Raw genomic sequence first — 18,704 nt, forward strand, 5'->3', positions numbered from 1 at the left:
ATATGTAAGTGTCAACATGTATTTATCGATTTTACTTTTCTATAGAAACAAATGAAATATAAAAAAGACACAAAAATTTGTGCCTTTTAGAACCTTCACTTCTTTAAATGAGAAATAATTTGATCCGTTACTTCAATAGTAGTTGCGTTGCCTCCAACATCCGGTGTAACGATGCCTGATTCCGTCACTTGTTCAATAACCTCTAATAACTGATTGCCTAATTCTTGTTCACCAAAATGGTCCAACATCATTTTGGCCGTCCAAATCTGGCCAATTGGGTTTGCAACTCCTTTTCCGACAATATCAGGAGCGGACCCGTGCACAGGTTCAAACATAGAAGGATATTTCCCATTCACATTAATATTTGCAGCAGGAGCAACGCCAATACTTCCCATAATAGCCGCTCCAATATCCGTTAAAATATCTCCAAATAAATTGCTCGCCACAATTACATCAAAACGACTCGGGTTGGTGACAAAAAAAGCCGCCAGCGCATCAATGTGCTGTGAGTCTGTTTCAATTTGAGGATAATCCTTTGCAACATCTTGAAACACTTCATCCCAAAACGGCATAGAATGAACAATTCCATTTGACTTCGTTGCGCTTGTAACTTTTGCTTTTCTTTTAGAGGCTAGTTCAAACGCATAGCGCATCGCTCGTTCCGTTCCTTTTCGAGAAAAAACTGCATTTTGAATCGAAATTTGATCTTCTCCTTGATAAATGCGCCCTCCTACTTCGCTGTATTCTCCTTCACTATTTTCACGAACAACGATTAAATCAAAATCTTTTGGGTTTGTTAGTGGAGATGCGATGCCTTTTAACCTCTTGGCTGGACGAATATTAATTACCTGCTGAAATTCTCGGCGAATTTTAATGAGCAGACCCCATAGCGAAACATGATCTGGCACAAGGTTTAAATTTCCTACGGCCCCTAAAAAGATTCCGTCGAAGTCTTGAAGCTGCCTGAGCCCATCTTCAGGCATCATCTGTCCGTATTTCAAATAATAATCACAGCTCCAAGGAAATTCTGTAAATTCAAATTTTAATCCTCCGTGAATATCTGCGATCGTATGAAGGACTTTAACCGCAGCCGGAACAACTTCTTTCCCTACTCCATCTCCTGGTATATTTGCTATTTTTAACGTTTTCATATAAAATCCCCCTGTGTCTTTTTATGTAAAAAACTTATCGGTCGACCGTCGACCGATGTTATCTATTTGAGTATACGTAAAAAGAACGTTTTCATCAAGAAAATTCTGAATATATTCCACTTACTTTAAAATCAAAAAAATTCTTATGACTTTATGAACAAGCGTATTATAATTAGGAAATAAATGATTATAAATAAACGAGGGGTATCAATGAACAATTTTGATTTACATAAGCCGTTACCATACTATCTCCAATTTTATGAAAAAATCAAGCAAATGATTGTGAACGGTGAATATGAACCTAGTCAGCGAATCAATGAAACACAGCTAGCTAAAGCATTCGGGGTCAGCCGCTCTCCTATAAGAGAAGCAATGCGTTTATTAGAAAAAGACGGTCTTTTAGTTGCGGATCAAAAAACAGGCTTTATTGTTTATTCTCTTTCTGCTGAAGACGTAGAAGAAATTTATCAAATTCGTACAGCTTTAGAGTCTTTAGCCGTCGAGCTGTGTATCACTCGCGCTTCCGATGAAGAGCTTCTTTTCATCGGGCAGCTGTTAGAAAGAACCGCTGAGGAAATAAAGCAAGGATCCGAAGATTCTCAGCTTATTGAATTAAATGAACGTTTTCATCAGCTAATTCTTCAATATAGTCATAGTAAATATTTAAAAAAACAGCTTGATAGCGTAAATGTATTGATTTATTTTTGTCGAGTGCTTAATTTTAAAGGCAAGGGACGAGCTGCTGAGATTTTACATGAGCATCAGCAAGTGTTCACTTTTATGAAAAAACGCAGTTTAAAGGCTGTTGAGCATATGCAAAAACATTTACATCATGATCTTGTTCATTTACAAAAACGATTGACCACCAAAAGCGCCTCTTTAAATTAAGAGGCGTTTTTTTTAAATCGGCAAAAATACTCCAGGTGCTTCCCCATGATCATCGTCATCAAGCCACCATTTAAAGCCTTCTTGTGCAACTAAGTTCTGTGCTTCTTCAGGACCTTGTGAACCCGATGGATACTCATGAAGCGGCAGCATATCAGACTCAAATGCATCTAATACAGGCTGCACCCACTGCCAAGATAGCTCTACTTCTTTCCAATGAGCGAAAAATGTGGAGTCGCCCCTTAACGCGTCGTAAATAATTCGTTCATATGCTTCCGGCACACTTTCTTCTTCTCTTGAAAACGTAATACGAACCGGCTCAATAACACCATTTTTTAATGGATTTTTGCTGTTAAGCTGCAGAGCGACGTTTTCGCTTGGACTAATTTCGATAATAAATAAGTTCGGTGCTACCTTGTCATAAGGAGTTTCATACAGGCCTTTTAAAGAATCTTTAAATTCTACTACGATACGAGTTGATTTTTCTTTCATTCGTTTACCCGTTCGAATATAGAAAGGAACCCCTTTCCAAAATGGATTATCAATCCATAAACGTGCTGCCACAAACGTATCATTTTTAGAGTCTGCTTCTACGCCGGGCTCTTCTTTGTATCCTCTAACAAATTTTTGATCGATTTCTCCGCTTCCATATTGCCCTCGCACAACATCGCGAGCTACTTCTTCTGCTTGAATTTTCCTCAGAGACTCCATCACTTTTTGCTTTTCTTCTAAAATGTTTTCTGAGCAAATTCGTTTTGGAAGATGCATGGCTGTCATCATGAGAACCTGTAGCATATGATTTTGAATCATGTCACGTATGGCCCCCGTATGATCATAATATCCTGCACGATTTTCAACACCGACTGTTTCACTTGCCGTAATTTGTACATTTGCAATGTGTTTGTTATTCCACAGCGATTGCAGTACGGGGTTCGTAAATTCAAGCGCTTCTAAATTTTGCACCATCGGTTTACCCAGATAATGATCAATGCGATAAATTTCTTCTTCTTTAAACGTACTGCTTAGCTTCTCATTAAGCTCTCTTGCTGAAGAAAGATCATGTCCAAATGGCTTTTCAATCATAAGACGCTTCCAGCCGTTGGTTTGATCCAAGCCGCTTTTTTTTATATGCAGAGCAATCACATCAAAGTATTCTGGTGCTACGGACAAATAAAATAAACGATTCCCTTCACTTCCATGAGCTGTTTCTTGTTCATTAACAACCTTTAGTAATTGTTCGTAATCTTCTGTTTTGCTTGCATCCACTGCTTGATAATGAAACAGCGACAAAAAAGCTTCCTCGTTACTTTCCATTTTTCGTCTCGAAAAATTGTTTATAGATTGCTTTACATGCTCTTTAAAATCAGCATGAGATAGCTGCTCATACCCTGATCCAATAATAGAAATAGCAGCAGGGAGCTTTTTGTCTGTAAATAAATTATAAAGAGCGGGAAAGATTTTTCTTTTTGCTAAATCACCCGTTGCGCCAAATAAAACAAAAGTTAAGGACTCCACTTTTTTTTCCTCCCGTCATGTTGTATGTATGATGGACTTTCTCTTCTCCTAGCTTACCTCTATTTATTTGGGAATATCCTTTTTTCATCAAAAAGGACGCTCACAAGTGCGAGTGTCCTTTGTTATTTACATTAAAATATTGGTCATTCCCCACAGCAGCAAAAAGCTCAGCAAAATGGTCATATTTGACACGGTGCCAACAAATTTTTGATCATATTTGAATTCTACTGCGTAAGGTAAAACTGAACCCGCTACTGGTAGAATAAAGCAAACTAAGATAGTATACCGGAACATATCTTCAAATGGAAGCAAGAAAAACAGCGCAATGCCTACGCCAAGTCCAATCACGTAGCGGATACTCAAAAACATAATAATTTTTTTCAAGTAGCTTTTTTGAAATGAAAAATTTAAATATACGCCTAAAAGCAAAAGAGAAAGCGGCATATTAGCTTTAGAAATAATACCTGAAACGTCTAATACGTATGATGGTAAATGAATGCCTATAATCGCAAGAAGACAAATGATTACATAAGTAAGAAGCGGCATCGATTTTGATACTTTGTATAAAATCTTTTTGAATTCAATATCAATGCCATCTCCTGAGTAGTAGCTGCCAATCACGTAGCATAAAACAAAAATAACAAAGGCATTTCCGACATCAAACATACCAAAATATTTAAGCCCTTCTTTTCCCCAAATGCCTTCTACTAATGGATAAGCAAACATTCCAATATTAAACCCTGGAATCATCATTGTCAGCATGCCTTTCACTTTTCGCTCATCTTTCCGAAAAACAAAAATTCCTACAGCGGCTAGCAATAAGCCATAGACAATTCCAATAACCAATAGTAAGATAAGCGATTCGTCAATTTTAATACTGCTGAATGTGACAATAATCAAGCAAGGCATTGTAATATTAAAAATAATTCTTGCTAAAGCTTCTCCGTCTTTTTGTCGAAGGAGGTTTGTTCGTTTTAGTATGTATCCTAATAGAATGATTGTAATGGAATACAAAAACTGACTGTTAAAGCTACTCATAGACCTACTCCCTTACTCTCTTTTATACTTATTTAATCGATTTTTACCCTGTCTTTTTTAACCCTTGTTACATTATAATATAAGCAGCTTAAAAAGGAACTAGAGAATTGTATGCAGTTTACCTATTTGTCAGACAAAATCACCTTAGGAACAAACAAAAAAACTTGCCTCTAAACTGATTTTAAAACAGGAAATTTTTCTTTTTTATGGAATTTTTATAAAAGGTATGAATTATTTTTATGAGGAGGAAGAAACGTGAAACGAAAAATAATAGCGCTTACTTTTTCTGCTGCTCTTTGCTTTTCAGCTTCAGGCTCTCTTGCTGAAGCTTCTAGCACAACAAATGTAATTCCAAATGCTGACCAGTCGGCAGAAACCTATTTTGACGGAGCGAACGGGAACTGGCTGACGACTAAAAACCCCGCTCAATATCAGCAAGCTACGCTCTATGGCAACATTGGACTTACTCCTTATAACTGGGGAAAAGCTGAAGATGAGTCGGGCTGGTATCGAATCAATCAGCCCGCTGCGGTTAAAGGAACGCAAGTAAATGGAATTTTTGAAGACGCTCAGTTCGTCATCCGAGTTCCTGATAACTGGAATGGAAAACTTGTGGTAGCCGGCATTCCTGCCACACGCAACGAAACGTCCACCGATTTATTATTCAGTGATTACCTTCTTAAAAAAGGCTATGCGTTTGCAGCGATTGATAAAGGAACGCAAGGAGAAAGTGATCCTAACGATCCTTTTGCTAAAGTAAAAAATGCACTTGCTAACGAAGACGACAGCGTAGCAGAATGGAATATGCGCTATCGTCAAATGACAAAAGCTGCCCAGCAATACTTGACTACTCATTACTCGGACAAACTAATCGACCCGGCCAATCGAAAAAACCCGGCAAGCGATTTGATTCGAAACAATCATAAAGTACCAACGTATGCAATTGGAATTTCAAACGGTGGATACGTCGTCAGATATGCACTTGAACACGATGATCCAAAACAAACAAAAGAGCCTCGTTTATTTGATGGAGGCGTTGATTGGGAAGGCGTGTTATGGAGTGCAAAAGCGCCAAATTTAATTAGCTCACTAACACCTGTTGTAAACAACGCAGAAGAAGCACTGTACGGAACGGGAAAAGAACAGAAAAAAGCTATTAAACAAATGTATAAAGCTGGCCTTCCGAAGGGATCAGAAAAATTGTGGAATTATCATGATCAAGTGTACTGGGCGGTCACTTTAAACATTTACCGTGATCACTTTGATCCGACAGCTCCCGGAAGAACAAACTGGCACAATTACTTAAACTTTACTTCATCAGGCCTACGCGACCGTTCATGGGATTACATCTTTGAAAATTATCGCTATCAAACCCGACCAAAAAGCGTAAAAGAAAATATAGCAAAAGTAGAAAATACGGGCGATATTGATGTGCCTCTTATCAGTATGACCGGCTCTCTCGACTCACTTATCTTCCCATCTATTCATGCGGAAGGCTATGAAAAGCTCGTTAAAAAAGCTGGCAAAGCAAAGCTTCATCGCCTCTATACCGTAAAAAATGGAAATCACATTGATAGCTTAGTATGGAATAAACAAACGGATCCAAATCAAGAGCTTCAGCCCCTTCTTCCATATGCCCATCAATCTTTTGATTTGTTAGTAGACTGGGTGGAAAATAAAAAAGCAGCGCCTGCAAGTAAAGATATTCAAGCACCTCAAAATACTCTTAAAGTAATCGACATAGAATCGGGACAAGAAGTAGATCCCCGCTAAACAAAAAACAGAAAGCAAATGCTATTTGCTTTCTGTTTTCTTTTAGTCTTCATAATAATCAAGATACAGATGCCCGGCTGAGTCTGCTTGTCCTAAAAATACCTTGTCGACTGCGGCACCTTTCTTTTTTAGCTGTTTTTTAACCCACGCTACGCTATAGCCCAGCTCATGAACGGCTTCTCTCATTATATTTCCATCCATGATAATCGTTTGAGGTAATCGTGTCTCCTCTTCTTTTATCAATAGATCTTCCCGCGTAACGTTCTGCTTTTCTTTTTTTAACAATACGCTTAATTCGCCGTTTGTTTCAAGCATAGCAAAAGCGACGTCTTCCACATAAAAGATATCTTTTTTTCGAAGCTGCTCCATGAGCTCATCTACTGTATATTTTTCTTTTTTTACATTTTCCTCAAGGATTCTTCCTTCTTTAATGAGGATTGTCGTCGTGCCTTCCACCGCTTTTCGAAAGCTTATACTTTTTAACGATATGTTTGATACAACAATAAGAAACGATGCCCATACTAAAATCGCTACTACCCCGTGACTTGCCTGTAAATCTACATCCATTGAAATTGTTCCGGCAATATCTCCAATTGTAATGCCAACGATATATTCAAAAAAAGAAAGTTTGGATAACTGTTTTTTTCCTAACAGCTTTGTAATAAAAAACAAGCCAAGTAAGATCAACACTGAACGAAGTACCACTTCTATCCAATGATTCAACGCATGCACCTTCTTTACTAAAATTGATGTACCCTTTATTTTATGCACATTTTTATGTATCAAAGCAGATTTTTATCTTCCATTATTTACATACCTTTTATGACAGGTTAGAGTAGAAAGAAGTAGGAAACAAATGGGGGGCTTATGATGAACGATGAAGTATTAACCGTATTTAACGATCAACAGCAGCGCATAGGAACAGCGTCTCGCAGAGAAGTTCACGAAAAAGGCTATTGGCACGAAGCGTTTCACTGCTGGCTTGTCAGCCGTGAAAATGATACAGACTATATTTATTTTCAAATTCGCAGCGAACAAAAACAAGATTATCCCGGTGCCCTTGATATCACAGCTGCCGGACACTCGCTTCATACAGAAACCGTTCAAAATGGAGTAAGAGAAATTCAAGAAGAGCTCGGCGTAAACATTTCATTTGATGAATTGCTTCCTTTAGATGTTTTTAAATACGAAGTATCTCAGCCACACTACATTGACAAAGAATTCGCACACGTGTTTTTATATCATAGCTCTCATCCACTTAGTGCTTTTACTTTGCAGCAAGAAGAAGTATCAGGACTTGTAAAAACACCGTTTTCTGACTTTTACGAACTGTGGCTTGGGAATCAAACAGAACTGATCATTAAAGGAATAACAAATCAAAAAGAGCCTATTCACCGTACAGCACACAAAAGTGAATTTGCTCCTCATCCCGAAGCTTACTATGAAACGATTATTACATTGATTAGCCAACAGCTTCATTCAGTAGAAAAAGCTTAGAACTCTAAGCTTTTTCTACTGAAAAAATCATATACGTTGCACTGCCAAGCGCAACAAGCTTGCCGCTGCTGTCTTCAATTTTCACTTCGCCAACAGCAAGCGTTTTGCCTCGGTGAGACAATGTAGACTTTGCAACTAAATAATCGCCTATTCCTGGCCTTGTGTAATTTACTTTTAACTCAACTGTACTGGCACTTTCAGCCTCAGAAAGAGAAGACCGCACAGCCGAACCAACCGCCGCGTCGATAAGCGTGGCAATAACGCCTCCATGAACCGTTCCTCTTCCTTGCAGAAGCTGCGGTTGAATCTTAATTTTCAACTCTGCATACCCTTTTTTAAGCAGCGTTTCTTCAATGCCAATATAATCCCAAAACGGAATCATCCCTTTACTCGTTCGTTTCATCAATCTCATCCTTTGCATAAATAAACTATGTAAGAAATTCTAGAAAAGCTGAAAAACTCCTGTTTTTTCGCGTACAAAAAGCGCTTGCTCTTTAGCAAACGCTTTTTATTCCTCTACTTTTCAAATAAAAACTGCACTTTGTTTTCTTTCCATTCTAACTTGGCATTAAATGCCTTATCGCCTTTTTTAAAATTTTCGATCAAGTCTGTCTGACCTTCGCTTAACAGCTTTTTTAAATTAGCTTGGGTCACTGTTTTACCTAAAATCTTTTTCGATACGGTAAACGTGCATTTTGTTTTTGCATAGTTTGAGCATCCGTAAAATGAGCCTTTATCGACTACTTTTCCGTCGCAAAGCTTACATGAACCAAACGATTTAGAAGAAAAACTTTTACCTTTGTCCTTGCCTTTTCGCTGAATGGATTCAGTGTCGTATCCGCTGAAGTTCCACTTGCTTTCTGCTTCGACAGCGTCTTCGATAATTTTAGCTGACAGCTTCTTTGTTTGTTCCATAAAAGCAGCGGCCGATGCTGTTCCTTCCCCAATTTCAGCTAGACGCTGCTCCCACTTAGCCGTCATTTCTGGAGAAGCTAAAATTTTATCTCCAATCGCGTCAATCAATACCTTTCCTTTATCAGTCGCAAATACTTGGTTTTTTTTCACATCAATATATTTACGGTCTTTAAGCATTGTAATGATTCCAGCACGCGTAGCTTCCGTACCTAAACCTTCTGATTTTGCTAAAATTTTCTCCAGCTCATCATTATCTAAATGCTTGCCTGCTGTCTTCATCAGTGTAATCAACTGACCTTCCGTGTAGCGTTTTGGAGGCTGTGTTTTGCCTTCTTTTACGTCTACCTTAATAACTTTTCCTTCTTCGCCTTCTTGGACATTCGGAAGAATGACGTCGTCATCTTTCTCATTTTGAAAAATTACCTTGCGCCAACCTTCTTGAATTTGCTGCTTTCCTTTTGAAATAAAAGCTGCTCGCTTTTCCACAAGTGTCGTAATCGTTGTATAGTCGAAAATCGCTTTTTCATAGTGTGCCGCAATCAGCCGCCTTACGACTAAGTCGTAAATTTTCTGTTCGTCTCCTGACAGTTTGCTAGGGTCCTTCACTTGTTCCGTTGGAATAATCGCATAGTGATCGCTCACTTTTTTTGCATTTACATAGCGTTTATTTCCTAGAATTGAAACGGAAGGAAGCGGAAATAATTGTTCATATTCAGAAAAAGCACTCAGCTTTTCTAAAATCTCAGGAAACGTTTCCGCTTCTCCTTCTGTTACGTAGTTTGAGTCTGACCTTGGGTAAGAAACAATTCCTTTCTGGTACAGCCCTTGCAGCACATCAAGCGTCTTTTTAGGAGAAAACTTAAACGCTTTATTCGCCGTTGCTTGAAGTGATGATAGGTTAAATAGTAAAGGCGGTTGAAACTCTTTTCGCTCCGTTACGAGTTCATGAACTTCCGCGTCTTTCCCTTCGCAAAACTGAGCAATTTTATACGCCATTTCTTTTTCTTTGAGACGCGACTCTCCGTTTTGATGCCATTTTCCTTCATACTTCTTTCCTTCAATATCAAACTTAGCGAGCACTTCCCAAAAAGGCTCTGATTTAAAATTATCAATTTCTTTTTCACGCTTTACAATCAAAGCAAGCGTCGGAGTCTGCACACGCCCTGCTGAAAAAACATCTGACATGCCATGCTTTTTTAATAAGATACTGTACACTCGTGAGGCATTCATCCCAACAACCCAATCCGCACATGCTCTTGTATATGCTTCATAATAAAGGTTACGCGTATCGCTTTCGTCTTTTAACTGCTGAAACCCATCATAAATGGCTTTTGGCGTTAAAGAAGAAATCCACAATCGCTTCATCGGCTTGTGCACACCTGACAGCTGAATGATATTACGAACGATTAATTCTCCTTCGCGCCCCGCATCTCCGGCATGTATAATTTCTGTGACCGTCGGCTTTTTAAGCAGCTTTTTCACCACTTGAAACTGCTTAGCTTTTGAGCGCGTCACTTCGTATTGAAAACGGTCTGGAATCATTGGCAGCGTGTCAATTGACCACTTTTTCCACTCCGGCTTATAATCTTCCGGACTTACAAGCTGGCATAAATGCCCGACTGCCCACGTCACATACGCTCCGTCTGTAAACACTTCATTCGGTGGAATCTCTAAATAGCCGTCGTGACGCTTTGGCTTAAACTGTGAAGCTAGCGTCGATCCTTGATCCGGCTTTTCTGCAATAATTAACTTCATATATTTAATCACCTTACATTTCAAATTTCCATGTGAAACTTAGTCAGTTTTATTATTTTATCATAGAAAGAGCTGTTGGAGCATGAATGGGAAAAAGTAGTTTTGATGAGAGAGTTACATGGTTCAATTTGAAGGTATATCCTTTCTTGTTATACTCCCACTAAAAAAAGCCGGAACTAATTCTCCCGGCTCATCTGACTTTACGTATCATTTGCCTGTTTCGGCAAAGCGTTGAATACGTTCACTAATTTCATCGCGTACACGTTGGAAGAAGGCCCATTTCTCTTCATCTGTTCCTTCTGCTTTTGCCGGATCTTCAAAACCCCAGTGTTCACGTTTCACATGAGGTGGTGTTACTGGACAGTGATCTGCTGCATGTCCGCATAACGTAACCACTAAATTTGCATTGTTTAAAATGGCAGGGTCAATGACATCTGACGTTTGGTGTGAAATGTCAACGCCCGCTTCTTTCATTGCCTTAACAGCGTTAGGGTTTAGTCCATGTGCTTCAAGACCGGCACTTCGTACATCCCATTCATCGTTATCAAGGTACTTTTCCGCCCATCCTTCTGCCATTTGACTACGACAAGAATTGCCTGTACATAAGAAATAAAGTATTTTTTTAGACATGTGTCAAATCTCCTTTTGATATGTTATGAAATAATGAGTAACCAAATATACAATCCAACAAGCGTAATAAATAATGTTGGGATAGTTAAGATAATACCCGTTTTAAGATACGTTCCCCACGAAATCTTCACGCCTTTTGTTGAAAGAATATGGAGCCATAAAAGTGTGGCTAAGGAGCCAATCGGAGTAATTTTCGGGCCTAAATCCGATCCAATGACATTTGCGTAAATCAACGCTTCCTTGATTGTTCCAGCTGCGTGTGTTGCATCGATTGCTAGTGCATCAATCATAACGGTTGGCATATTGTTCATAATCGATGAAAGAATAGCGGCAGTGAATCCCATACCAATTGTTGCTGCAAACAGTCCATGACTAGCCGCTGCTTGGATCACATCAGACAAAATTTCTGTTAAACCAGCATTACGCAAGCCGTATACAACGACATACATGCCGATGGAGAAAAAGACAATCGCCCATGGAGCCCCCTGTAACACTTTTTTTGTATGAACCGCTCGGCTTTTTTTAGCCATCATTAAAAACAGAATAGCGATAATGCCTGCAATAATAGAAACAGGAACGCTAAAAAATTCTCCAATTAAATAGCCTAGTACCAACAAAACTAAGACAATTCCGGATAAACGAAACATTTTTTCATCTTTGATGGCATCTACCGGCTTCCGTAAATCTGCTACATTGTACTTCTTAGGAATCCTCTTACAGAAATACACATACAAGACCATAATACTTGCAAACAAAGAAACCAAATCTGGAACAATCATACGTGATGCAAATTCAGAAAAGCTAATACCAAAGAAGTCGGCTGATACGATATTGACTAAGTTACTAACAACAAGGGGCAAAGACGTTGTATCCGCGATAAAGCCACTTGCGATAACAAACGGAAAAACCATTTTATCGTCGAACTTTAATGCCCGAACCATAGCTAAGACAATAGGTGTTAAAATCAAGGCCGCTCCGTCATTAGCAAATAGCGCTGCTACAACAGCTCCAAGAAGAGACACGTAAACAAACATACGCACGCCGTTCCCACCTGCAGCTCTGGCCATATGAAGAGCTGCCCATTCAAAGAAACCAATTTCATCTAAAATTAAAGAAATAATAATAATAGCGATAAACGTAAGAGTTGCATTCCACACAATACTAGTGACTTCAAGAACGTCTTGAAAATCAACCACACCTGTCAGTAAAGCAAGAATAGCTCCCCCGCAAGCCGACCAACCGATTGATAAATTCTTCGGCTGCCAAATAACAAAAATTAATGTTACTAAAAAAATCAATGATGCTAGTACAACTGATGCCACTTTTTAAACCTCCAATTATTCACAACAACTAATACGTAGTCCTTGTTTTTCTAGCTCTTTTAAACGCTCGTCCTGACTTGGTACAGATTCAAGTATGCTAAGAACAAACTCATAGTACTGGCTTTCTTTATTAAGAGAATAAAAAATCCACTGCCCTTTTCTTCTTTCTTTCACAAGTTCAGCATCTCTTAACTTTCGTAAATGCTGACTGATTGAAGGTTGACTAGCTTGATAAATATCCACAAACTCACATACACAGCATTCATTGTTCTCTATTAATTTCAGCATCGAAAGTCTTGTCTTGTCTCCTAACAGCTTTAAAATTTGGGCTGCTTTTTCTATACTATCTACAGATTTTGTACTCATTGATGAACGCCTCCTGCTTCATTTCAATTGATATATAATAATGTACTTATGTATTAACGTTCATTACTATAATTGATTTCTACATTATTTACAACTCTTTTAGAGAAATGAAGTGGATAAAACAGGACGAATAATGACTGGTTCTTGGACTTTATTTTACTAGATACAACTTATATAGTGGATAATTATCCTCGATCTTTATCATAAAAGTTATACTGACAGCTCCCGCCAGTGTCCTTTTACACTATCATGTCCTTTTGAAATTCCTGATTTCTTGTTAAGTTGTCTTTTCATTTAAAATTTGTTACAAAAAGCTACACCTTAACTGTTAGACTATAACTAGCAACTAAGGTGTAGCTTTTTAATTAATCGGCTTATTTTAGAACTCGCTTCGCTTTTTCTCTCTTTTGTAAAAAAACAGAGGCACTAATCCAAGAAGTAATCGGAATAATAATGGCTACACCGATACCTCCGCTTAAAATAGAAATGACTTCTGCACAAAAGGTTTTTGAATTAATGATATCTCCAAACGAGTACGACAATCTCTTAAACCATATAATTAAAGTCAAATAACCGCCTACAAAAGCAAAATACAGTGTATTGGTTGTGGTGCCCAAAATATCTCTTCCGATTTTTAAACCAGAATTGAAGAGATTTTTTTTAGATACGGACGGATCATGAACAAATAATTCGTTCATAGAAGATGAAATAGATAACGAAATATCAATGATTGCTCCTATGGCACCCATAATAATTGTACAAATGGCTATTTTAGCAAAGTCAATTCCAACATAAAGTGAAAAAGCGTTAATTTCTTCTTCCTGTTCTTCTCCAAATCCTTGAATCATTGCATGATGTTCAATGGTAAAAATAAAGAGTACTAACACGGCCAAGGTAAGGATGGTTGAAACAAACGCAGCAAGCGTTTTATGATTGAATTTATTGATATAAAATAAATTGATGCAGCTAATGATTGTGCAAGCTATCAACGTAACAATAATCGTATTTTTTATAGACAGCATAAAGAGAATGGTTAGAAAAATAACGCCAAAATTCAAGAACAAAGCAAGGAAAGATCTAATTCCTTTTTTCCCGCCCACAATACTCATAAGAATAAATAAAATAAGTGCAAGCAATAGTAAAACGTTCACTTTCTTTTCCCCTTTCTAAAAATAAAAAGAATCGAAAGATAGAGTGTAATTGGAATCGTTAAAACAATGCCAATGCTGCCAGTAAGGGCACGGATTAACTCTAACGAGAAATTCATCGAAAATGTGTATCCTAAAGGAGAACCATTTTTTAAATAAAGAAGAACCATTGGGATTGTTCCGCTTATATATGAAAAAAATAAAATATTCGTCATCGCTCCCATGATGTCCCCGCCGATTTCCTTGCCAGATTTCAGTAAATTTTTGTGCGCTATCTCTTTATTCTTTTCATATAGTTCGTAAACAGAAGAAGTAATCGTAATTGCTACATCCATGACAGCTCCTAAAGATCCTATTAATACCTGACTCATAAATATTTTTTGAGGAGGAATCGTCACAAACTCCATTCCTTCATAATGAAGACCATTGGAATCCGTTAGTTGCATGACACCATATGCAATTAAAAGAGACACAAATGTACCTATTAAAGTTGAAATAATCGCTACATGCGTTTTTTCTTTATTACCGCTTACTAATAACAAAGAAATAACCGTAAAAAGAACGACAGCTACAATACATACAGCTAACAAGCTCACATTCCCTAGCGCTAAATATACATTGAGGGCGCCGATTAAAAGGATGATATTAATAAACAAGCTAATGATTGAATAAAAACCTTGTTTTTTTCCAATAGCCAGCAAAATTAATATAAATAAACCCGCGACAGCGGTAACCTGCTTGTCACGCTTCACTCCTTCAATCGTTCCGTTTAGAGCATGCTGTGAATTCTTATCTAGGGAGACAAAAAGATCTGTCCCTACCGTGTACTTTTGATCATAAGCACCTGAGTATGAGTACGTATTCTCTAAATGGATAAGCTTCCCTTTATATTTTCCGTTCATTATTTTAGCAATCATTTTCTGAGAATACACGGTATCTTTGTTATGGTTTAAATCAGCAGATTTGTTTTGTTCTACAACATTCGTCTTCACTACCTCAGCTATCGGTTTTTTATAAAGAGAATAATTGTGGTTTGTTAAAAAAAGCACGATACACAAACAGCAAATTCCTAGTATATATATAGAGATTTGCTTACGTGATGATTTGCTGGACTTTACTTTCAAAAAAAGATTCCTTATATGCTGAGGAGACATAACATACTTTCCTTTCTGGTTATCATTTGAATGCAGAGCTTTTGAACATGAAGAGACTGCAAAGAGATCTAAATTCCTTTGCAGTCTTTTCGTTCGTTTATTTTGAGCGTCATACAGTAAGACATACTGTAGGTATAAAAGATACTAAAACCTACCGTTTTTTCATTCCGTACTGTATCAGAGAAAAATGAAATTATGGTGAAAACATAGAACAATTTATCTACTTCACTAGGTTTTTATGACTATCTTATATAATCATAGGAATATAAAAACAAATAAAAAATTACCTGCGCTATAATAAATTGACTTTATAGCTACTGATTAGTTATAAAACTCATGAAAAGCGACAAATAGTTGCTAAAACAAGGAGGTTATTTCATGTTAACGAAAAAAACACTTGTCATGCTTTCGACTCTCACGCTTGTAACAACATGCGTAACATTCAGCACTCCAACTACTGGAGCAGCTGCTAAAGATACCTACTCACAAAAAATTGAAGCTAAAGCAGAAACAAGACCTACACTTCGTAAAGGTTCTAACTCTAGCTATGTAAGAGACTTGCAGCAAAGCTTAAAAGATGTGAAGTATAGCTTATCAGTCGATGGCGTTTTCGGTATGCAAACACAAAATGCAGTAAAAGAATTTCAAATCGATCACAACTTGTCTCCAGATGGTATTGTTGGCCCCTTAACATGGGCAGCTCTAGATGAAAACAAGATAGAAAGAAAGCAATTCTCTGTCAGTACAGCTATTACATTCGGTAAAAAAGAATTGGGTGACAACATTGTCTTCAGTACAGACGACCGCTTGCGAAAAGATAGCAACGATAAAGCTTACTATAGATTTTTAGCAAAAAATAAAGACTGGATGGACCAAGGGGGATCAGGTACCATTGGGTGGTATCATATCTATAAAAATGGAGATGTGATTGAAGGATCCAATTGAATCTATTTACAAATAACGGTTGGAAAGAGGCTCCTTCTTTTCAACAAGAAGGAGCTTCTACGCTGTTCACACTAATTTCTGTCTCTTCACATGTTAAAATAAAGAAAATAAGCCTACATAATCCCTCTTTTGAGTGATTTACTATCCGTCTTATAAAATACTATAATTTAAAAGAATCGTTCCGTAGGTATTTTACTTGAACAAGAACAGCTGCTTCTCCCCGCAGCTGTTCTTGTTCTTTTTTTAGTAAAAATAAAAAAACAGCATGCTAAATATTATGCACGCTGCTTTTCGCGTTTGCAAGACTACTCTGCAGGTCGAGGTCCTGCTTCGCTCCCCGAGCTCTCGACCGTTAGTATTGGTCGAACCGTAACATCTTCATTTACACGAATTTGGCAAGATAAGCGTAAATGATCTTCAATTGAATTTTCTGAGTATGCATTTTTCTCTGCGTTTGTTAAATCACAATATTCACCTTCGAGCACTTCTACCCTACAAGTCGTGCATTTAGCTTTCCCGCCGCACCGATGAAGAATATTTATACCGTTGTCTTCGAGTGCCAAGACAAGCTTTTTTCCTTTTGCTACTTCAAAACTTCCGTATCCTAAAACGGTTACTCTTGGCATGTATCTCCCTCTTTCCATATATTATATACAAGCGATTTAAATTACACTATATGCACATTTTTCTTATTGAATGCCTGTAATTAGTGACAACCCCTTCTTTCTAATGGTGGCCACTTCTGTATGTACGTTACAGACCTCTTTTACACGTCTAAATCCAATTAAGAAGACCATCGTTTTGTAATACGGCAACTAAAACTACAATCCCAAGTATAATAACAGGTATCAGTGCTTTTAAAATTTGATACTTAGATAGTTCTACGCGTTGAGGCTCCTTTAACAAATCACTTTGATTTAACTCAGTATTGTGTTCACTTTCTTTATGATTCATGTTCCTCTGCCTTTCTATTTTTTATAGTGTAGTTCATATCTACTTCTGCTGAAATAACAGAAATAGACACAGAATTTCTTTATAAAAACCATCTTAACCTTTTTAAGAACATGCTATACTAACAATTCTATTTTAAAATACATCCCTATCATATGTTTCAGAAAAACAAATTCACCTTATTTCCTTCTTTAGCAGCGTATCAACTCGGAAGGCTAGGCTTTTCCACATCACTAAACGCATAAGCAAGGTCGTTATTTATAATCAAAAATAAATCCCATGACTAGTCACGGGATTTTACTTTGTATGTTGGGTTTTCGGAATCTTAATTTGTTTAATATCGCCTAACACATAAATATAAAAAATTAAGCCTAGCAATAATACAATTCCCGCTACAATAAAGCTTAGATCAAAAGAACCTGTCTTATCCAAAAGATATCCTGTTAAAGCTGTAGCTATAATTCCTCCAAACAAATTATTAGCTAAATTAACAATAGAACTGAGAAGAGAAATAGAGCCTGCAGGCGCAATTTCTGCAGAAATAGACCAGCCGATTGGTGCGGTTGCAGATATACCTGCCAGTCCAATCGAGATACAAATCATCGCTACGACGACACTGTGGGTGAAAATAGAGCCTAAAAAAACAAACCCTAAGCATAATCCTACGACAATGATTGTTCGATATACTTTTTGACTGTCATACCCTTTTTTTATGAGGTAATCAACAAGCCACCCGCCAACTAAAATGCCAGCAAATGTAGCAATTAGCCAAGGTACTGCCGTAAGCAGACCCGATGACATGATATCCATACCGTATTTTTCTTTTAAAAAAGTTGGTAGCCACGTTAACAGTAAGTTAAACGTATATCCATAGCCTGTAAATCCAATCATTAGCCCCCAGACTTTTCGATTTGTAAATAATATTTTTAAGGTATGTAAAAATTTTGATGTTTGCTCATCGTTCGCACTTAGATTATTTTCTTGGATATACTTCAACTCATCATCTGATATGCGTCTATGATTTTCTGGTTTTTCGTAATAAAACCAAAACAGTAGCGTAAACAGTACGTTTATAATTCCAATGGATAAAAACGCTGTGCGCCAATCAAATTTTGTAATGAGAAACGCTACAAGAGGCGCACCAATTACATTTGAAAATTTGGCAGCTGAATCAAACAAAGAATTTGGTAAGCTTCTTTCGTTTGGAGGAAACCATAGCGACGTAGCTTTTGACGCTGCGGGAAAAGCCGAAGCGCTCATTATCCCTATTAAAAATCGGACGATATAGAGAAGAAGTTTTCCTTGCAAAAAAGCCATCGACATCGTTAATAAACTCCAAATTACCATACCGACTCTTGTCACCCATGCTACTCCGAACCGATCAAGCAAGCTTCCGGCAGGTATTTGCATGATCGTATAAGAATATGTATAAATAGAAAAAACAATTCCGAGTTCTGTTCCGGTTAAGTGAAATGCATCTTGTATTGCAGGAGCGGCTACCGACACCGCTACACGATCAAAATAATTTAAAATAATCATACTGCTTAACAAAGATGAAATGAACCATCGTGTGCGTCCTATTCGCTTTACTGTATATTCACTCATAGCTAGCTCCTTTCATCAGTAGTTTGTTCATTTTATTACCGCAGCATTCTACTT

At 37.5% G+C, this 18,704-nt stretch carries 18 protein-coding genes; 4 read left to right on the plus strand and 14 right to left on the minus strand.

The window, feature by feature from the left end; genetic code table 11:
- Positions 1–95 precede the first annotated feature (95 nt).
- Positions 96–1,151: a tartrate dehydrogenase gene (locus ACLHDF_RS17440; RefSeq protein WP_413919964.1), complete on the minus strand. Its 1,056-nt coding sequence runs from the start codon at positions 1,149–1,151 to the stop codon at positions 96–98.
- 210 nt (positions 1,152–1,361) lie between these two features.
- Here ACLHDF_RS17440 and ACLHDF_RS17445 point away from each other — a divergent pair, with 210 nt between their 5' ends.
- Entirely contained in the window at positions 1,362–2,039 is a 678-nt protein-coding gene (locus ACLHDF_RS17445) for a GntR family transcriptional regulator (RefSeq protein WP_413919965.1), read from the plus strand.
- A 12-nt stretch (positions 2,040–2,051) separates the two neighbouring features.
- Here ACLHDF_RS17445 and zwf read toward each other — a convergent pair whose 3' ends face one another.
- Together zwf and ACLHDF_RS17455 are read right to left on the minus strand one after the other, a co-directional pair.
- A complete protein-coding gene (gene zwf / locus ACLHDF_RS17450) occupies positions 2,052–3,551 on the minus strand; it encodes a glucose-6-phosphate dehydrogenase (RefSeq protein WP_413919966.1) in 1,500 nt (499 codons plus the stop codon).
- A 126-nt stretch (positions 3,552–3,677) separates the two neighbouring features.
- Positions 3,678–4,589 (minus strand): AEC family transporter, encoded by a 912-nt coding sequence (locus ACLHDF_RS17455; RefSeq protein ID WP_413919967.1) that lies wholly within the window; start codon positions 4,587–4,589, stop codon positions 3,678–3,680.
- A gap of 255 nt (positions 4,590–4,844) precedes the next feature.
- Between ACLHDF_RS17455 and ACLHDF_RS17460 the strand changes: the two genes are divergently transcribed.
- Positions 4,845–6,362, plus strand: coding sequence for an alpha/beta hydrolase (locus ACLHDF_RS17460; RefSeq protein WP_413919968.1), 1,518 nt, complete (start codon positions 4,845–4,847; stop codon positions 6,360–6,362).
- 42 nt (positions 6,363–6,404) lie between these two features.
- On the opposite strand, the gene ACLHDF_RS17465 is transcribed toward ACLHDF_RS17460, so the two are convergent.
- On the minus strand, positions 6,405–7,094 hold the full coding sequence (locus tag ACLHDF_RS17465; RefSeq protein ID WP_413920045.1) for a DUF421 domain-containing protein: 690 nt from the start codon (positions 7,092–7,094) through the stop codon (positions 6,405–6,407).
- A 135-nt stretch (positions 7,095–7,229) separates the two neighbouring features.
- Between ACLHDF_RS17465 and ACLHDF_RS17470 the strand changes: the two genes are divergently transcribed.
- Positions 7,230–7,859: an NUDIX hydrolase gene (locus ACLHDF_RS17470; RefSeq protein ID WP_413919969.1), complete on the plus strand. Its 630-nt coding sequence runs from the start codon at positions 7,230–7,232 to the stop codon at positions 7,857–7,859.
- A 4-nt stretch (positions 7,860–7,863) separates the two neighbouring features.
- On the opposite strand, the gene ACLHDF_RS17475 is transcribed toward ACLHDF_RS17470, so the two are convergent.
- The 7 genes from ACLHDF_RS17475 to ACLHDF_RS17505 form a co-directional block, all read right to left on the minus strand.
- Positions 7,864–8,262, minus strand: coding sequence for a PaaI family thioesterase (locus ACLHDF_RS17475; protein WP_413919970.1), 399 nt, complete (start codon positions 8,260–8,262; stop codon positions 7,864–7,866).
- Between the two features lie 113 nt (positions 8,263–8,375).
- Positions 8,376–10,529: a DNA topoisomerase III gene (locus tag ACLHDF_RS17480; RefSeq protein WP_413919971.1), complete on the minus strand. Its 2,154-nt coding sequence runs from the start codon at positions 10,527–10,529 to the stop codon at positions 8,376–8,378.
- 207 nt (positions 10,530–10,736) lie between these two features.
- A complete protein-coding gene (arsC, locus tag ACLHDF_RS17485; RefSeq protein WP_413919972.1) occupies positions 10,737–11,159 on the minus strand; it encodes an arsenate reductase (thioredoxin) in 423 nt (140 codons plus the stop codon).
- Positions 11,160–11,182: 23 nt separating this feature from the next.
- Positions 11,183–12,481, minus strand: coding sequence for an arsenic transporter (locus ACLHDF_RS17490; RefSeq protein WP_413919973.1), 1,299 nt, complete (start codon positions 12,479–12,481; stop codon positions 11,183–11,185).
- Between the two features lie 15 nt (positions 12,482–12,496).
- Entirely contained in the window at positions 12,497–12,847 is a 351-nt protein-coding gene (locus tag ACLHDF_RS17495; RefSeq protein ID WP_195780367.1) for an ArsR/SmtB family transcription factor, read from the minus strand.
- 374 nt (positions 12,848–13,221) lie between these two features.
- Positions 13,222–13,998 (minus strand): YibE/F family protein, encoded by a 777-nt coding sequence (locus ACLHDF_RS17500; RefSeq protein ID WP_413919974.1) that lies wholly within the window; start codon positions 13,996–13,998, stop codon positions 13,222–13,224.
- The gene (locus ACLHDF_RS17505; RefSeq protein ID WP_413920046.1) at positions 13,995–14,987 is read right to left on the minus strand and encodes a YibE/F family protein; all 993 of its coding nucleotides are present in this window, start codon (positions 14,985–14,987) and stop codon (positions 13,995–13,997) included. Before ACLHDF_RS17505 ends, ACLHDF_RS17500 begins: the two co-directional genes overlap by 4 nt.
- Positions 14,988–15,527: 540 nt before the next feature.
- Here ACLHDF_RS17505 and ACLHDF_RS17510 point away from each other — a divergent pair.
- On the plus strand, positions 15,528–16,094 hold the full coding sequence (locus ACLHDF_RS17510; protein ID WP_413919975.1) for a peptidoglycan-binding domain-containing protein: 567 nt from the start codon (positions 15,528–15,530) through the stop codon (positions 16,092–16,094).
- A 305-nt stretch (positions 16,095–16,399) separates the two neighbouring features.
- Here ACLHDF_RS17510 and ACLHDF_RS17515 read toward each other — a convergent pair whose 3' ends face one another.
- From ACLHDF_RS17515 to ACLHDF_RS17525, 3 genes are all read right to left on the minus strand, one after another.
- Positions 16,400–16,720, minus strand: a complete 321-nt coding sequence (locus ACLHDF_RS17515) for a 2Fe-2S iron-sulfur cluster-binding protein (RefSeq protein WP_413919976.1) — start codon at positions 16,718–16,720, stop codon at positions 16,400–16,402.
- A gap of 148 nt (positions 16,721–16,868) precedes the next feature.
- Positions 16,869–17,048: a hypothetical protein gene (locus tag ACLHDF_RS17520; RefSeq protein WP_413919977.1), complete on the minus strand. Its 180-nt coding sequence runs from the start codon at positions 17,046–17,048 to the stop codon at positions 16,869–16,871.
- A gap of 294 nt (positions 17,049–17,342) precedes the next feature.
- Positions 17,343–18,650, minus strand: coding sequence for an MFS transporter (locus ACLHDF_RS17525; protein WP_413919978.1), 1,308 nt, complete (start codon positions 18,648–18,650; stop codon positions 17,343–17,345).
- Positions 18,651–18,704: the final 54 nt, after the last annotated feature.

The sequence above is a fragment of the Priestia megaterium genome, assembly GCF_046599315.1.
Taxonomy (GTDB): Bacteria; Bacillota; Bacilli; order Bacillales; family Bacillaceae_H; genus Priestia; species Priestia megaterium_F.

What these genes read in the sequence shown, in the direction of transcription:
- ACLHDF_RS17455 (WP_413919967.1), bottom strand. Translation starts at nt 4,589, where the DNA reads ATGAGTAGCTTTAACAGTCAGTTTTTGTATTCCATTACAATCATTCTA.
- ACLHDF_RS17445 (WP_413919965.1), top strand. Translation starts at nt 1,362, where the DNA reads ATGAACAATTTTGATTTACATAAGCCGTTACCATACTATCTCCAATTT.
- ACLHDF_RS17515 (WP_413919976.1), bottom strand. Translation starts at nt 16,720, where the DNA reads ATGCCAAGAGTAACCGTTTTAGGATACGGAAGTTTTGAAGTAGCAAAA.
- ACLHDF_RS17495 (WP_195780367.1), bottom strand. Translation starts at nt 12,847, where the DNA reads ATGAGTACAAAATCTGTAGATAGTATAGAAAAAGCAGCCCAAATTTTA.
- ACLHDF_RS17470 (WP_413919969.1), top strand. Translation starts at nt 7,230, where the DNA reads ATGATGAACGATGAAGTATTAACCGTATTTAACGATCAACAGCAGCGC.
- arsC (WP_413919972.1), bottom strand. Translation starts at nt 11,159, where the DNA reads ATGTCTAAAAAAATACTTTATTTCTTATGTACAGGCAATTCTTGTCGT.
- ACLHDF_RS17480 (WP_413919971.1), bottom strand. Translation starts at nt 10,529, where the DNA reads ATGAAGTTAATTATTGCAGAAAAGCCGGATCAAGGATCGACGCTAGCT.
- ACLHDF_RS17475 (WP_413919970.1), bottom strand. Translation starts at nt 8,262, where the DNA reads ATGAAACGAACGAGTAAAGGGATGATTCCGTTTTGGGATTATATTGGC.
- ACLHDF_RS17510 (WP_413919975.1), top strand. Translation starts at nt 15,528, where the DNA reads ATGTTAACGAAAAAAACACTTGTCATGCTTTCGACTCTCACGCTTGTA.
- ACLHDF_RS17525 (WP_413919978.1), bottom strand. Translation starts at nt 18,650, where the DNA reads ATGAGTGAATATACAGTAAAGCGAATAGGACGCACACGATGGTTCATT.
- ACLHDF_RS17440 (WP_413919964.1), bottom strand. Translation starts at nt 1,151, where the DNA reads ATGAAAACGTTAAAAATAGCAAATATACCAGGAGATGGAGTAGGGAAA.
- ACLHDF_RS17520 (WP_413919977.1), bottom strand. Translation starts at nt 17,048, where the DNA reads ATGAATCATAAAGAAAGTGAACACAATACTGAGTTAAATCAAAGTGAT.